Source organism: Marivivens donghaensis (genome assembly GCF_011806565.1).
GTDB lineage: Bacteria > Pseudomonadota > Alphaproteobacteria > Rhodobacterales > Rhodobacteraceae > Marivivens > Marivivens donghaensis_A.
The window spans coordinates 50,458-66,228 of sequence record NZ_JAATOP010000001.1; the positions used below are offsets into that span (position 1 = coordinate 50,458).

The following is a 15,771-nucleotide window of genomic DNA, read 5'->3' on the forward strand; positions in this document are numbered from 1 at the left end:
ACAAAGACCGGATACTCAATATGACGACAGGCATCAGAGAAGGTTTAGGAGTTCATGCAGAGGCGCTCGTTCTGCGCAATGCACGCAACTCCCTGCTGACGTCGAACATCGCGAACGCAGCCACTCCCGGCTACAAGGCGCGTGACTTCGACTTCGAGCAGCAGCTCGCCATGCAAACGCATGGTTCGGGTGCCATGAAGACCTCGCATGACCGTCACTTGGGCATCGGGTCCGTCGCGGACACATCCCCCGGTTACCGAGTACCAGTTGTTCCCTCGTTGGACGGCAACACAGTCGATATGGCGGTCGAGCAAATGGAATTTGCCGAGAACTCCGTCCGTTACCAGTCCAGCCTCGAATTCCTGAACCGCCGCGTCGGCGGGCTGATGCGTGTCATCAATGGAGGTGAATAATGGCTAACTTCAACGTCTTCGATGTCGGCAAAATGGCGATGTCCGCGCAAATGGTGCGGATGAATGCCACCGCATCGAACCTCGCGAATGCCAGCTCGCTCGGATCGACGCCCGAAGAGGCATACCACGCGATCCGCCCCGTGTTCGAAACGGAGTACGCCAAAGGGCACGCGGGTCTCAATTCGCTCGCCACCGTGCGTGCGACCGAGGTCAAAGCGCTGGACCGCGAGCCTAAGGCGCTGTTCCGCCCCGATCACCCGCAGGCCGACGAAAACGGTTTCGTTTACGCCTCGACCGTCAACACCGAAGAAGAGATGGTCGATATGCTGGAAGCCAGCCGTCAGTACCAGAACGTCCTCGAAGCTGTCTCCACGATGCGGACCCTGATGTCCCGCACGATGGCGATGGGCAAATAAGGAACTGACAGATGACCGAGATTTCTTCAGTCGACCCGTTTAGCCTCAACCGTCAGGGCGTCGTTCAGACCGACAAGGAAGCAGGCGCTGTCCTCGGGCAGGAGGATTTCCTCAAGCTGCTGACCGCGCAGCTGACCAATCAGGACCCGATGTCCCCGATGGACAACGCGGAGTTCCTGTCACAGATGGCGCAGTTCTCCACCGTCGATGGCATCGAGCGCGTGAACTCGGGCATCGAGGGCCTCGCCAACACGATGAGCCAGTCTCAGGTCCAGACCGCTGCAAGCCTCCTTGGCAAGTCGGTTCTGGTCGATGGCAACGTCGCGCGTCCGGGATCGGACGGCGGCATTCACGGCATGGCCAACCTCGAGTCCGCAGCCAGCGAAGTGCTCGTCAGCTACAACGACGCGACGACGGGCGGTGTGCTCTACACCCAAGTCCTCGGTGCGCAATCGCCGGGTCAGGTCGCATTCGACTGGGACAACGTTCCGGAAGACATCGTCGCCAACCACGGTCAGGTCCGCATCACAGTTGTCGCGGATACCGAAGCCGGAACCGTTTCTGTACCGACCTCCGTCTACGCGCAGGTCAAATCCGCCATCGGCGGACCCAGCTCCACCAACATCACCCTACAGCTCGAGGACTACGGAGCCCTCGACACCCTCGAAGTCACCGCTTTCCGCTAACAATCAGCCTCGGAGTATAAACCATGAGCATGACCACCGCCCTGTCCGGGCTGATCGCCGCCCAGCAGGACATCTCGACCACCTCGCACAACATCGCCAACGTGAACACCAATGCGTTCCGCAAGAGCCGCGCCGAGTTCGTCGATGACTATTACACCAACCCGATGGACAGTTTTCAGACCGTCGTCGGTTCGGGTACCCACATGAGCCGCGTGGCGGTCCAGTTCGATCAGGGCAACTTTGTCGCCACGGGTCAAACCCTCGACCTCGCGATCCAGGGACCGGGTTTCTTCACCGTCGCGCCGCAGCTTGATGTGAATGATCAGCCGACCGAGGTTGTTTACACCCGCAACGGCGGCTTCAGGCTGGACTCCACCAACCGTATCGCGGACTCCTCGGGCCGCCCGATGCTCGCGTGGCCGGTGGCCAACGACGGCACTGTCCTGTCGATGGAAGACGGCGCGCTGGCTCCGGTCGACGTTCCGCTTGTGGCTGGCACGACCCAGCCCACGGACGAGCTTTCGCTGCAAATGCGTATGCCGAGCGGTGACGATATGCTTGGTCAGCAGGACGCCGTTCCGCCGACCAATCCGTTCGACGCAGCCGACCCGACCTCTTTCGCGTTCAGTACGCCTGTTCCGATGTCGGACGAACAGGGCAACGCCGTCGAGGCGCGCGCTTATTACATCAAGACCCGCAACCCCGATGTGGCGGACGAGACGACCGAATACGAAATGCGTCTGTTCGTCGATGGTAACGAAGTTCCCGCCGCTGACGCGCTAAACCCGACCACCTTCACTTTCGACGTGGCCGGTGAGCTGGTCGACACCCAAGGCGACCTCGAATTCGGTGTCGGCGGCGTTGATTACACCGTCAGCGTTGCGGGTTCGATGATGCAGGACCAGCCCTTCGCGATGGAGTCGGTCAATCACAACGGCACCGGCCCGCTTGGTCTGTCGAACCTCGAAATCGACGACGGCGGCGTGATCTGGGCCAACTACGGCACCGACAACCGCATGGCGCTGGGCCGCGTTGCTCTCGCCACCTTCTCGAACCCGCAGGGTCTGCGCCAGACAGGTAACGCATCATTCCGCGCCGCTGCCGACTCCGGTCAGCCGGTCCATTCGGCACCAGGTGAAAAGGGTCTGGGCCAGCTTCAATCAGGTATGCTCGAACGTTCTAACGTCGACCTGACCGAAGAGCTTGTCCATCTGCTCACCGCGCAGCGCAATTATCAGGCCAACGCAAAGGCGATGGAGACGTCCTCCTCGCTCATGCAGTCGGTCATGAACATCCGTAGCTAATCGCTGATTTGAACCGGAGGCCCCGTCATGGATCGTATGGTACATACTCTCGCTAACTCGATGCAGTCCGTGAAGGACATGCAGGCGATCACGGCGCAGAACTTGGCCAACATGAATGTGCCGGGGTATCGCCGCGACCTCTCGATCCAGGACCACTCGGTTGTTGTCGACGGTTACGACTCGTTCAACGTCCGTTATTTCCAGTCGACTACGCAGCACGGCGCATTCCTTGAAGACGTCGGAAATCTGGAGCAGACGGGCGACCCGTTCGACATCGCAATCAGTGAGGACGGTTACTTCTACGTCAAAGAAGGTAACGGCGAGCCGGGCCTGACCCGCCGCGGCGATTTACGTACCGACGGGGTTGGGCAGCTGGTAAACGGTGCGAACGAACTGATCCTCGATCAGGCGATGAACCCGATTGTCCTTCCGCCCTACCGTAACATGCAGATCACCGAAGCGGGTGAGCTGCTGATCGAACCCGTTGATGCGCCTCAGGGGCAGACCCAATTGGTCGCCCTGATCGCAACCGTGTCCCCCGATCCCAATCAGGTTCTGGTCAAAGGGCTCGACGGTTTGATCCGTCCGCTTGACGGGCAGATGCCCGTTGCGAACCAAGGCGCCTCGATCCGTCAGGGCGTCATCGAAAGCTCCAACGTCAACGCGACCGAGGAACTAATCGCCCTTATTGACCAACAGCGCGGATTCGAGATGAACACCAAGATGATCGAAACGGCCAAGACACTTGACGAGGCCGGCGCAACACTGATGCGCGCGCCCGAATAATCTTGGCCTGATCCCCGAGGTGGCACGGGGTTTGCAGCTTAACGGGTGAATAAGGAACCCCGGAAGGAGCCGCAAATGTCCACCAGCGCAATGCACGTTGCCAAGACAGGCTTGAACGCACAACAAACCCGTCTTCAGGTCATCGCGAACAACCTCGCGAACGTGAACACGACCGGTTTCAAGCGGGACCGAGCCAACTTCGAAACCCTGCTTTATCAGGTCTCCCGCCCCGGCGGTGACCAGACCTCCACCGACACACAGCTCACCAGCGCACTTGCCGTCGGTACGGGTGTCCGTGTGGTTTCGACCGATAAGCTCTACACCCAAGGCGCACTTGCCGACACGGGCAACGCCCTTGACCTCGCGGTTCAGGGTACGGGCTTTTTTCAGGTTCTGATGCCGGACGGCCGTATCGGGTACACCCGCGACGGTGCTTTCTCGATGAACTCCGAAGGTACGCTGACCACCGCGAGCGGTTATGTCGTCCAGCCCGAAATCCAGATCCCGACCGGCGTCACCCAGATCAGCGTCTCCAACGACGGCGTCGTCAAAGTGCTGATGCCGGGCGAGACCGAAATGGATGAAATTGGCCAGATCACTCTGGCAAATTTCGCTAACCCGCGCGGCCTTGAGCCGATCGGTGAAAACTTCCTCGTGGAGACCGTCGCATCGGGCCAGCCGATCGTGACCGCCCCCATTGAGGACGGCACGGGGTCTATCGCGCAAGGTATGCTCGAAAGCTCGAACGTGAACGTCGTGCAGGAACTCGTCGACATGATCGAGACCCAGCGCGCCTACGAAATCAACTCCAAGTCCATCTCCGCAGCGGACGAAATGCTGCGCTTCATGTCCAACAAGCTCTGATAGGACACACGATGAAAAAAGCTCTCCCCATTCTCGCTGCACTCACTCTCACCACGGCATGTTCGACCTACGTTCAGGAAGTCGAGTCCCAGAACTACGAGCCGGTTTATCTGCAAGAACCGATGTATCAGGCCGAGCGTCAACCGACCGGCAGCATCTATTCGACGAGCGCGCAAGGCTTGTTCGTTCAGGACCGCCGCGCCGCCCAGATCGGCGATGTGCTGACCGTGGAGCTCAGCGAACGCTTCACCGCGTCGCAGTCGCTCACGGCCACGTCGGCCCGCAGCTCCAGCTACCAGATGGACCTGCCGAACATCCTGACCGGCGGCTTCGACGACGCGCTGCTGACCAACGGCACGACGCAAAGTTTCAACGGCAACGGCTCGGCCAACCAGTCGAATTCGCTCCGTGGTCGCATGACCGTTCAGGTCGTGCGCCAGCTTCCCGGCGGTATGCTGGAGATCATGGGCGAAAAGCGTCTGACGCTGAACTCCGGCGCTGAATACATCCGCATCACAGGCGTTGTCCGTCCCGAAGATATCGGCCCTGATAACGTTGTTCCGTCCGACCGCATCGCGAACGCCCGCATCGAATATGTTGGCGCAGGCGATAGCGCCGATGCCGCCCGTCCGGGCTGGCTGCGTCGCGGCCTGAACACGGTTTCCCCGCTATGATCCGTGCGGTCCTCCTGTCCCTCGGCCTTCTGGTCGCAGCGACGACGGCCACGGCTGACCGGATCAAGGACATGGCCACGGTGGCCGGCGTCCGCTCCAACCCGCTGGTCGGCTACGGCGTGGTCGTGGGCCTGTCCGGCACGGGTGACGGTGACAGCGGTCTGACGCTGCAATCCATGCAGTCGATGCTGTCCCGCATGGGTCTGGCTGTGGAGGTCGGTGACATCGACGCATCCAACGCCGCCGCTGTGATGGTGACGGCCGAGCTTGGCGCGTTCCTCAAGGAGGGCCAGGAGATCGACGTCACCGTGTCCACCGTCGGCGCAGCGGAGTCGCTCAAGGGCGGCACGCTTCTGATGACCCCTCTTATGGGCGCGGATGGAGAGATTTACGCCATCGCGCAGGGCAACCTCATCGTCGGCGGCATGGGTCTGTCGGCAGAGGACGGCTCGTCGCTCACCGTGAATATCCCAACCGTGGGCCGCGTGCCGAACGGCGGTACGGTCGAACGCATGGTCGAAAGCCCGTTCCAGAACGCCGAAAGCCTCATCCTGAACCTGAACCGCAGTGACTTTTCGACCGCCGCAAACGTGGCCGAAGCGATCAACAATGTGTTCGGCGGCGGTGTGGCTGTCGCGCTCGACGGCACGTCCATTCAGGTGCGTGCGCCCGTCGACCTTGATCAGCGCGTATCCTTCATGGGCCTGATCGAGAATATCCAAGTGACCCCCGACGCTCCGGCGGCGAAGGTCGTGGTGAACAGCCGTACAGGCACGGTTGTCATCGGTGGCGAAGTCCTCGTCACACCCGCCGCCGTAACGCATGGCGGTCTGACGGTGCAGATCAACGAAGACTTTAACGTCGATCAGAACGCCACCGTCACAATGAACGATAATCAGACGGTCATCGCCCCTGGGCAGCCGACCATCACCCCCGATAGCCAGCTTTACCTCAATCAGGATCCGGCCAAGGCCTTCCTCTTTGATCCGGGCGTTTCGCTGGCCTCGCTCGTGGATGCCATCAACGCAGTTGGCGCCGCACCTGGTGATCTGGTCGCGATCCTCGAAGCCCTGCGCGAAGCAGGGGCCCTGCGGGCAGAACTCGTCGTCATCTGAGGTAGTATCATGGAAGTCAGTGCAGTCCGTCAGTTCATGGTTTCAGCAGATTCCGGCCGCTTCGTGCAGAGCGCGCAGGATGGGGAGGCTGCGGCGCGGGATGAACTCCGCGCCGCAGCTGAAGGCTTCGAAGCCATCTTCATCAACACGATGCTGAAATCGGCACGCACCGAGGCTTTCGCCGACGACCTCACCAGCAGCAGCGCCGTCCGCTCTGCCCAGAGCCTGTTCGACATGAAAATTTCCGAAGCCGTTTCGGGCAGTTCGAACCTCGGTATCGCGGATGCCGTTGTCCGCCAGCTTTCGCCGCTCGTGCGCTATAAGGGGTGATGTAGATGCCCAATCTCCTCGATATCGGCACCAGCGCAGTTATGGCGTATCGCGCCGCGCTGACCACCACCGGTGAAAACATCGCAAACGCTGACACCGACGGCTACACCCGCCGAGATATCCAGATCCACGAAGTGCGCGGCGGCAAGATGTCTGCCGTGTCCAAGAACTCGGGCGGGCAGGGCGTGATCGTCGATGACGTACGCCGCTCCTATGACGCGTTCCTGTCTGAGCGCGTCCGCTCCACCGCCAGCGCGTTCAGCTCCGCCGAGGCGTTCGCAGACGTGACTTTCGCCATCGAAGACCTCTTCATGCCGACCACGGGCGGTATCGCGAAGGGCCTCGACGGGTTTTTCAGTTCGCTGTCGACGCTTTCGGGCAATCCGTCCGACATCGCACTGCGCCAGTCGTCGCTGGAAGCGGGCCGCGCGATGGCGACTTCGATTGCCGATGTTGCGACGGGCCTTCTGAAACTGCGCGAAGACGTTGTGGTTCAGGCACACACCGCTGTTGGCATCCTGAACGAGAAGCTGAGCCAGCTGACCAAACTGCAACTGGAACTATCGGGCGCGACCAACGAAAACGGCGGCCTCAACCCGATGTTCGACGAGCGCGACCGTCTGCTCAACGACATTGCCGAGGTCACGGGCACCAACACCCAGATCGACCAGTTCGGCCGCGCTGTCGTCCGCCTTGGCGATACGCTCGGCGGGCCGATGCTGGCCGACAACGAGGAAGCGTCGACCGTGGCGGTGGAGGCCGATACTGATCTGCGCCTCAACATCACCCGAGATGGGGAGACCAAGCAGAGTACCCAGATTTCAGGTGGCCTGATGCAGGGCTACCGCAACGCCATCGGCGCACTGGACGAAGCGATGATCCAGCTTGATGCCTTTGCGCGGCGGGTGACGCGGGACATCAACGCGCTCCACGCCAGCGGGATCGACCAGCAGGGCAACGTGGGCGGCGAGATGTTCAACATGATCGGCTTCACTGCCGACGCCTCTGCCGGCAACCGCGGCACGGCCTACATCGAATTCACTATCACGGGCCGCAATCAGGCGGCGGAGCTTCCGCAGTTCGAACTGGTACGCGACAATGCCGCAGGCACTTGGACGGCGCAAGACGCGGATGGTAATGTGCTGGCCAGCGGTGCGAATATCCTCGTGATGGACGGTCTGACGCTGACGATCAGCGGCACGCCCGCCAACGGTGATCGCTACACCATTACGCCTGTCTCGGGGCGCGCCGTGGATATGGCGATGGTCCTGACCGAGCCGCAGCAATTCGCGGCGGCGGCGTCCTCGCTGGTTGTCGCAGATGCATCGAATCTCGGCTCCGGCTCTGCCGTGATGGCCCGTGTTCCTGTTGCAACGCCCGCCGTTGACGACCTCGCCACGACATTGACCGCCACGTCGAACGGCGCGGACGCGGTGAGCCTTCTGTCCGCCGGAGTGGTCGGCTACGTGCCTGCGGGGGCAAAGAGCCTGACCCTCTCGGCGCTCGGCCAGCAGTCCACGATGGATTTTGTTCTGAACGATGCGGATGCCGGCGGGGTGTCATCGCTCAGCTTCACTTCGAGCGGCACGACGCAGACATTTACCCTCGCGGGCCAAGCCACTGTCGCTGACCTCGCGGCTGCACTGAACAACGGCACGCTGACCACTGGCGCGGGCGAAACGCTTGCTGATTTCGGAGTGCATGCGGCAGGCACCGATGGGGTTCTGACCCTCGCGCTGGGCGATGGCGACTTCGGTGCGGCGGCAACGCTGTCGGGCGGGATGGGCAATGTCTCCGGCCTGCGCCAACTGTCCGAACCGTCGGGCGGCACCGTGCAGGTCTTCACCCGCAACGGCGTGCAGATCGCAGGCACGGCGCTTGATGCGGCAACGGCGGCGAACATGCTGACCGAAGCAAACGGCTTCCTCGCAGGGGCCAGTTACATCGACGATTACCTTTATCCCGAGGGCGCGACCGGCTATCGCGGCGCGACAGTATCGCAGCAAACCCTGCCGGGTGCGCACGTTGTCGAAGTCCCGCTGGCTGCACCGCAAACCTGGGCCGCGCCTGGTGTCGGTAGCGCTTCGTCGCCCGAAACACTGACACTGTCGTATGTCGAAGGCGAAGACCTCGCCATCGACCTGTCCGCCGGCATGTCCGCCGCGCGTGCCGCTGTGATGCTGAACGATAGCGTCGAAGGCATGAACGCCTCGGCCCGCACCGCGCTGGACCTGCAAATCGCAGGCGACGGTACCGTCGCGTTCCGTCTTGAGGGCGACAACACCGCCGCGCTGAACATCTCTGCGCTTGTGGTGAATGGCGATCTGAACACGCTCGCCTACGAGATCAACGACCGCCTTGGCTCGACCGGCATCACTGCGCAACTGTCGCCGAACGGTGACCGCATCGTGCTGGTCCACGAGGGCGGCGAGAATATCAAGATCGAGCAATTCGCCCACTCCGGCGGCGGCACGATGACCATTCAGGAGGCCGATAATCAGGGCCTTCCTGCGGGCAATGCCGTGACACTGGGTGCTGGCAATGACGCGGTGAATTTCACCGGCCATGTCACCATCGAAGCACCGAGCGCCTTTGGCGTCGGCTATGGCGCGACGATGTATGCGTCGAACGTTGATCCGCTAATTGGCGGGCTTGTCGCGCAATCCTATGGGCAAGCGGGAGCGGTCCAGACCTTCACCTTTACCGGTGACGATGCGCTGGACGGCGGGGCGAGCAGCCTCGACGGGCTCGCGGCCATGGCGCCGAACGCGAAGTACAGCATCGACGTACGCGGGCTTTCGGTCAGCTACACCGGCGCGAGCGGTGCCGCTGGCCTTGCCGCCGAAATGCGGGCGACTGCGCCGCAATCGTCGCTGACTGGCGCAGCCGTTGCCTCCCTTCCCGTCACGGGCGCTGGCACAACGGTTATGCTGGGCGAGGACGCGTACGTTCTGCGCATGGGCGCGAGCGGCGCGATCACGGTCACCGGTCCGGAAGAGGGCCGCCTGTCGGCCAACTTCGATGCGTCCAACCAGCTCCAGATCACCGTCAATGACGGCACGTTGAACGGCGAAGCACTGCGCGTTCCTGCCGGAGCTTCGGGCGCGGCGGCGTTTGGCCTTTCGGCTGGCCTTGGAGCGACGACCACGATCCAAGGCGGCGCGATGGATGCGGGCGGCCTGCCATCCACAATGGACATTGACGTCGACGGCACGATCCACACGGTCGGCGTTTCGACGGCTGGCGCGACATTGCCCGCAGGCTTCCCCGGTACGGCGAACATGAACGCGGGGCAGTTGAGCTTTGAATTCGACGCCAGCGTCGGTCCCGTCAGCATTCCGCAAACGGCGGGCGGCACGGCGGCAGGCTTTGCCACTCTCGGAATGCGCGCGAAGGTGGATCGCGACAGCCTGACCTTCACCGCCACGGACGGCGCGGCAATCGACGCGGACATGTCGGTCTCTGCATTGTCATCCCAACGGATCAGCCTGTCCGACCTGCCGGACGAGGACCTGATCGTCTTCATCACCGGCGCGCCGCCGCTACGCCTTGCAGGCGGATATGAGGCGGGAGAGGTCTCGGAATTCCCGCCCTCGGTCCGCGTGGAGGTCGTTGACAGCGTCGCGGGCACCGTTCGGCTCGTGGACGATGAAACCGGACACACGATTGCGCAGAAATCGCTCGACGCCAACAATTCGGCGATCCTGAACGACATCCAATTCGCGATGACGGGCCAGCCGGAAAACGGCGATAGCTTCTCGCTCGTCGCGAACTCCGGCTTTGTCGGGGATAGCCGCAACATCAACGCTATGTCCGACCTGCGCAGCGCAGACCCGACCACGGGGAAGGGCGGCTTTGGCCGTATCCTCGCAGCGCTTCAGGCCCAGAAAGGCGCGGTCGTCGCCGCCGCGAAGGCGCGTGTCTCCGTGACCGACGTGGCCCGCGAAAGCGCCGAGCGCGTCTATGACGACCGGACCTCCGTGAACCTCGATGTCGAGGCCGCGCGTCTGGTCGAGAACCAGCAAGCCTATCAGGCCTCCGCGCAGATCCTCGCGGTCGCCAACGATCTCTTCGATACCCTTCTCAGCACGATCCGCGTTTAACACCGGAAAGAGGACGCCATGACGGTCAGTAACCAGCTTTTCACCGACCTCGCCACCCGCTCGTTTAGCCGCGTGCAGGCGAAGGTGTCGGATCTTCAGGCACAGATTTCGTCGGGCAAGAACGACCCGCGCGCCTCTGCCGACCAGATGCGCGCCTCGCAGCTTTCCGCGCTGAAAGAAGAACGCGCGGCGCTCGATCATTTCACCAATGCAGCCGATCAGGCTGCAAGCCGGATCAGCCTGTCGGACCAAGCCATCGGGGATGCCGCAGTCATCATGCGCCGCCTGACCGAACTGGCAATTCAAGCGGGCAACAGCACGCTGCCTGCCGAAGGTATCCAAGGTATCAGGACAGAGGCGCAAACCCTCCGCACCTCGCTGGTCGAGATTGCGAACCGCACCGATGCGCTGGGCCAGCCGCTTTTCGCCGGATACTCCGCCGCGCCCGCATTCAAGGAGACGAATGACGGTGTCCAGTACATTGGCGATGGCGGGCGTCCATCGCAGCGTCTGTCCGAAACCCTGACGATGGCGGTCGGACTCAATGGCGATGAGCTATTCATGACCGCACCTCTGGCGGGCGACCGTACCAGCGTGTTCGGCATCGTCGACAAGCTGGTCGATAGCATGGACACCACCATGTACGAGGCCGACGACGCGATTGCCGTCACGGGACGCGGCAAGCTGGTTCTGGATGCCGACCGCACGACCAAAACGCTCTCCATGACGATCAACGGGCCGGACGGTTCGGTCGATATCGAGGCGGAGCTGGTGGCCGGTCTGCCGCAGCCTATGGTTGACGTCATCAACGCGCACAGCGCCACGACTGGTGTCACCGCAGAGGTCTCCGAAGACGGCAAAGACATCATCCTGAACGCGGAAAGCGAGTTCGAACTTGCGAACTTCAAGCGCTCCGACAACCCGCAGCGGCCCATCGGTTCGTTGCAGCAGCTCGAATTCCGTGGCCAGCCTGGGAAAAACCCGATACTCCTCAAAGCGGTGACGATGTCGTCGGACGCGATGCTGTTGCAGGTGCAGGCCGCCGTCGGTCACTTCGCTGCCATGCGCGCCGAGGTTGGTGCAATGGGCGCAACTGTGGACGCGCAGAAAGAGGCGCTCGACTTCCGCCAGTTGCGGATCGACGAAGCGGTTGCGGGGCTCGAAGACCTCGACATCGCGAAGGCGGTGACGGAATTACAGACCCTGCTGCTGACCCGCGATGCGTCGCAGCAGACCTATGTGAAGATCACGCAGACCTCGCTCTTCGACTTCCTGCGCTGAGTGGCGCGGGACTTGCAGGGCAGGGACATGAGATTTCTTGTTTCCCTCTTTGCGCTTCTGGCAACGCCCGCGCTGGCCAACCTCCCCGATTGCGAGGGGCTGGCCGCTGTTGCGGGGCAGGAGGCCGGTCTCCCCGAAACCCTACTCCCCGCCGTGGCGCGTATGGAAAGCGGTTACGCCATCAACGGCGTTGATCGCCGCGCTTGGCCTTGGACGCTGAACCAGGGCGGGCGCAGCATGTATTTCGATACCCGAGCGGAGGCGCAGGCCTATCTGGAACAGGCGGTAGCAGAGGGCGTGACCAATATCGACGTGGGCTGCATGCAGATTAACTATCGCTGGCACCACGATAATTTCCCGTCGCTGGCCGATATGCTCGATCCCGATCTGAACACCCGCTACGGCGCGCAGTTCATGGCCGAGCTCTACAATCAGCTCGGCGGATGGGACGCGGCGACGGCCAGCTACCATTCTCGCGACACGGATCGCGGCACGGCTTATCGCGAGCGGGTCTACAACATCGTCGCGGAAATCCGTCAGGAAGACCCTGTGCCGCTCCCAGAGCCGCAGCGCGGTTTCCTGACCCGCAGCCCGATGCCGCTCGTTGCGATGGCGCCGACAGTCGAAGTCTACCTCGCCAGCGAAGACGACAGCCCAGAGGACACGCCGCAATCAGGTGCGCCCGAACACACGCCGCGTCCGCGTGCGCGTGGCACCTATGACGACGCCGCGCCGATCGCTGTGGTGCTGAATGCGCCGACCGAAGAGCCGCGCACCGAGGGCCGTTGGCGCGTCACCGATAACCGCGTGTTGGCTAGCCGCGAAAGCCTGCCGCCGCGCCTTCAACGCGACTGGGACAAGATCGAAGCGTTCCGTGAACTCTTCGGTTCTGCGCAGTAGTTATTCCTCGGCGTCGGCGGTTTCGTACACGGTGTCGACCACTTCCTGATCATCGTCGCCAAGGTAAGGTCCGGTCTGGACCTCGACGAGCTTCAGCGTCGCCTTGCCCGGATTTTCGATGCTGTATTCCTGACCCTTACCGATCAGAACGCTATCGTTTTCGCAGATCAGTTCGGTCACGCCATCACGCACAACGCGGCCCGTTCCTTCGACGACAACCCAGTTCTCTTTTCGGTTGAGGTGAGAGCGGGTGGGAATGCGGCAACCGGGCTTGATGATAACCCAGCGCAGGCGGTGGGTCGGGCCCGTTTGAAGCATTTCGGTCCTGCCCCACGGATGAAGCTGGAGCACTGGGCCTTGTGACTTGGACGACGGTCGCGCCTCCATCTGCCTGACCACGGTAGGCAGTTCCTCGGTCTTGTCCATGTCCATCACGAGCACGGCGTCGCGTGTGGCGACCACCGCGATATTGCTGAGCCCAATGCCGAGAACCTGCATCCCGTCCGACTGGCTTGCAAGGTAGGTGTCGTTGCAGCCGTGCGCCTGCGCGTTGCCTTCGACACGAACTCCCTTGCGGTCTTTCTCGGCGCTTTGCCACGCATCGCGCCAATTCTCGACCGTCGAAGATCCAGACGCGAGCGGTACGACGGTGCCCTGCTGGTGCTGCATGATCGAGGTGAAGAAACTCGTTTCATCGGCGGCGCTGTAGCACGCCCCAAGAGTATGGGATTTGCCATTCACCTGACCTTCGCGAACGGCGCGGCGGACGGTGGCGCGAATGGGGGCGGCGTGTCGGCCGTAGATGCCGCGTAAGGTCTTGGCCGAAACCAGCACGAGCTGCATGCCCCACATGTACCGACCCGTCGCGGCAATCTCTCCGGCAACGGCGGTGTCCGAGGTCGGCAGGAACTGCGCGACCGGTTGCGGGGAGGTCGATAGTGACGTGCCCTGCGCCAGCTCGATGGCGATGGACCGCGGCACGCCCGCACCAGGGGGGAAGCCGAAGGACACGAACTGCCCGCTGTCCGACAGGTGATAGCCGGCGGAAATGGCTTCCGCGATGGTTCGCTGGTGGATCACCTGACGGTCGGCCAGCATCAGCAGCATCGACGTGTCGGGGTTTTCTGCCGCGACGATTTCCGTCGCCGCGCAAGCCGCTGCGGAAGTGCCGCGATCTTCGGGCAGTCCCACAACCGCGCGGACGGGAATGCCGTATTCCGCGATCTGGTCATCGACGAGGTGACGGTGATCCGACAGTGCCACAACCAAAGCGGGTCCGAGGCCCAATTCGAACGCAGCCTTCAAACTTTGCTGGAAAGCGCTGGGCGCATCGCCTGTTTTCGCGAATTGCTGGGGCAGGGCGTCGCTCGATACCGGCCAGAAATTCTGGTCACGGCCACTACAGAGAATGACGGGACATACAGAGCGAAGTGACATCCGTTCCTCCTTCGTAGGCGAGTTTCACGGCTTCGCGGCAATTCATGCGCTTATTTTGCAAAACTGTCCAATTTTCAGAGGGATAGGATACCTATGCCTCGCCCGATTCGAAGGGCGTCCGATTCTCGACATACGAGAATGACGGCGTTGCCACGGCCAAGCCCCAAGTTCGTTGAACGAGGTGGTAAGCGCACTGGATCACTATCCCGAAGTATAATCGTCAGTGCTGGTCGAGATATGCACCTAGTCCGACGCTGTTTTTAGACCCTCTCATGCAGAGTCTAAATAACTCTCAGGTTGTGGGATGATGTGTCAGTGGCCCGACACCCTGTCGGAATTACAAAAAGTAAGGACGGTACCATGACACAGCATTGGACTAACGTACAATTCGGCGCGCAGAACACTGATAGCGCTATCGCTGTGGTCGATGGTATCATTGCCGGTAACTCTCCCGTCATGCAGCAGGTCAAGCAGCACATTGCGCTGGTCGGCGCGTCGGTTGCCCCCGTGCTGGTGCAGGGCGAGACAGGTACGGGCAAGGAACTTGTCGCAGAGGCGCTGCATGCCGTATCCGGCCGTACGGGCGAACTGGTTGCCGTGAACTGTGCCGCGATCCCTGCCGAGCTGCTGGAAAGCGAACTCTTCGGCCACGAGAAGGGTGCGTTTACCGGTGCAGAAGGCCGCAAGATCGGCCGTTTCGAACAGGCTTGCGGCGGTACGCTGTTCCTCGACGAGATCGGTGACATGCCGCCCGCACTTCAGGTCAAATTGCTCCGCGTTCTCGAAACCCGCAAGATCCGTCGCCTTGGATCGATGCAGGAAATCGACGTCGATTTCCGCCTCGTCACCGCGACCCACCGCGATCTGACCTCTCAGGAAGAAGTACAGTTCCGCGAAGACCTCTATTTCCGCGTTGCCGTATTCCAGATCGGCCTGCCGTCGCTGGCAAAGCGCGTGACCGACATTCCGCTCATCCTCGATCGCATGATCAAGGGCTACAAGGCGAACGACGTCACCTTCGACGAGCCGCTATTCGATGAGACCGGCATGCGCGCGCTCCAGTCGCACACGTGGCGGGGCAACATCCGTGAACTTCGCAACACGCTGATCCGCGCGTCCGTCATGTTCCCGGGTCAGGTCGTTACTGGCGACATGGTAAAACACTTCCTGCTGAACGCCGGAATGCCCTACATCGACGGCTGTGCGCCGCAGTCCGACGCGGTCATGCCCGAAACCCACGATCTGCCGTCGCCGGATCAGTTCCGCTATCTGAACGACGCCGAAGGGCAGGACCTCGACCTACGCGTTTATCTGCGAGATATCGAAGTGGCCCTGATCGAGACGGCGCTGGAAAAGACCAGCTATTGCGTCAGCCGTGCGGCCACCCAGCTGCGTCTGCGCCGCACCACCCTCATCGAAAAGATGAAAAAGTACGGGCTGAACCGCGAGGTCGCTTGATAGC

The 15,771-nt window shown here is 62.1% G+C and carries 14 protein-coding genes; 13 read left to right on the top strand and 1 reads right to left on the bottom strand.

What is annotated here, in order from left to right:
* The first annotated feature begins 20 nt into the window (after positions 1-20).
* The 12 genes from flgB to HCZ30_RS00285 all read left to right on the top strand — a co-directional run bounded on the left by flgB (position 21) and on the right by HCZ30_RS00285 (position 12,872).
* The gene (flgB, locus tag HCZ30_RS00230) at positions 21-413 is read left to right on the top strand and encodes a flagellar basal body rod protein FlgB (protein ID WP_167635751.1); all 393 of its coding nucleotides are present in this window, start codon (positions 21-23) and stop codon (positions 411-413) included.
* Positions 413-829: a flagellar basal body rod protein FlgC gene (gene flgC / locus HCZ30_RS00235; RefSeq protein WP_167635752.1), complete on the top strand. Its 417-nt coding sequence runs from the start codon at positions 413-415 to the stop codon at positions 827-829. Before flgB ends, flgC begins: the two co-directional genes overlap by 1 nt.
* Before the next feature lie 11 nt (positions 830-840).
* Positions 841-1,515 carry a flagellar hook assembly protein FlgD gene (locus HCZ30_RS00240; protein ID WP_167635753.1) on the top strand — a complete coding sequence of 225 codons (675 nt, stop codon included), beginning with the start codon at positions 841-843 and terminating at the stop codon, positions 1,513-1,515.
* A 23-nt stretch (positions 1,516-1,538) separates the two neighbouring features.
* Positions 1,539-2,819, top strand: a complete 1,281-nt coding sequence (locus tag HCZ30_RS00245; RefSeq protein ID WP_167635754.1) for a flagellar hook protein FlgE — start codon at positions 1,539-1,541, stop codon at positions 2,817-2,819.
* A gap of 27 nt (positions 2,820-2,846) precedes the next feature.
* Complete coding sequence (locus tag HCZ30_RS00250) at positions 2,847-3,605, top strand: flagellar hook-basal body complex protein (protein ID WP_167635755.1); 759 nt, start codon at positions 2,847-2,849, stop codon at positions 3,603-3,605.
* Between the two features lie 75 nt (positions 3,606-3,680).
* Positions 3,681-4,469, top strand: a complete 789-nt coding sequence (gene flgG, locus HCZ30_RS00255; protein WP_167635756.1) for a flagellar basal-body rod protein FlgG — start codon at positions 3,681-3,683, stop codon at positions 4,467-4,469.
* 11 nt (positions 4,470-4,480) lie between these two features.
* Positions 4,481-5,143, top strand: coding sequence for a flagellar basal body L-ring protein FlgH (locus HCZ30_RS00260; RefSeq protein ID WP_167635757.1), 663 nt, complete (start codon positions 4,481-4,483; stop codon positions 5,141-5,143).
* Positions 5,143-6,258 carry a flagellar basal body P-ring protein FlgI gene (locus tag HCZ30_RS00265; protein WP_432442751.1) on the top strand — a complete coding sequence of 372 codons (1,116 nt, stop codon included), beginning with the start codon at positions 5,143-5,145 and terminating at the stop codon, positions 6,256-6,258. The genes HCZ30_RS00260 and HCZ30_RS00265 overlap by 1 nt, the downstream gene beginning before the upstream one ends.
* A gap of 9 nt (positions 6,259-6,267) precedes the next feature.
* Entirely contained in the window at positions 6,268-6,588 is a 321-nt protein-coding gene (locus tag HCZ30_RS00270) for a rod-binding protein (RefSeq protein WP_167635759.1), read from the top strand.
* 5 nt (positions 6,589-6,593) lie between these two features.
* A complete protein-coding gene (locus HCZ30_RS00275) occupies positions 6,594-10,691 on the top strand; it encodes a FlgK family flagellar hook-associated protein (protein WP_167635760.1) in 4,098 nt (1,365 codons plus the stop codon).
* Between the two features lie 18 nt (positions 10,692-10,709).
* A complete protein-coding gene (flgL, locus tag HCZ30_RS00280; RefSeq protein ID WP_167635761.1) occupies positions 10,710-11,972 on the top strand; it encodes a flagellar hook-associated protein FlgL in 1,263 nt (420 codons plus the stop codon).
* 27 nt (positions 11,973-11,999) lie between these two features.
* Positions 12,000-12,872: a transglycosylase SLT domain-containing protein gene (locus HCZ30_RS00285; RefSeq protein WP_167635762.1), complete on the top strand. Its 873-nt coding sequence runs from the start codon at positions 12,000-12,002 to the stop codon at positions 12,870-12,872.
* Here HCZ30_RS00285 and HCZ30_RS00290 read toward each other — a convergent pair whose 3' ends face one another.
* A complete protein-coding gene (locus tag HCZ30_RS00290) occupies positions 12,873-14,309 on the bottom strand; it encodes a sugar phosphate nucleotidyltransferase (protein ID WP_167635763.1) in 1,437 nt (478 codons plus the stop codon).
* 360 nt (positions 14,310-14,669) lie between these two features.
* Between HCZ30_RS00290 and HCZ30_RS00295 the strand changes: the two genes are divergently transcribed.
* On the top strand, positions 14,670-15,767 hold the full coding sequence (locus HCZ30_RS00295; protein WP_167635764.1) for a sigma-54 interaction domain-containing protein: 1,098 nt from the start codon (positions 14,670-14,672) through the stop codon (positions 15,765-15,767).
* The last annotated feature ends 4 nt before the right edge of the window (positions 15,768-15,771 follow it).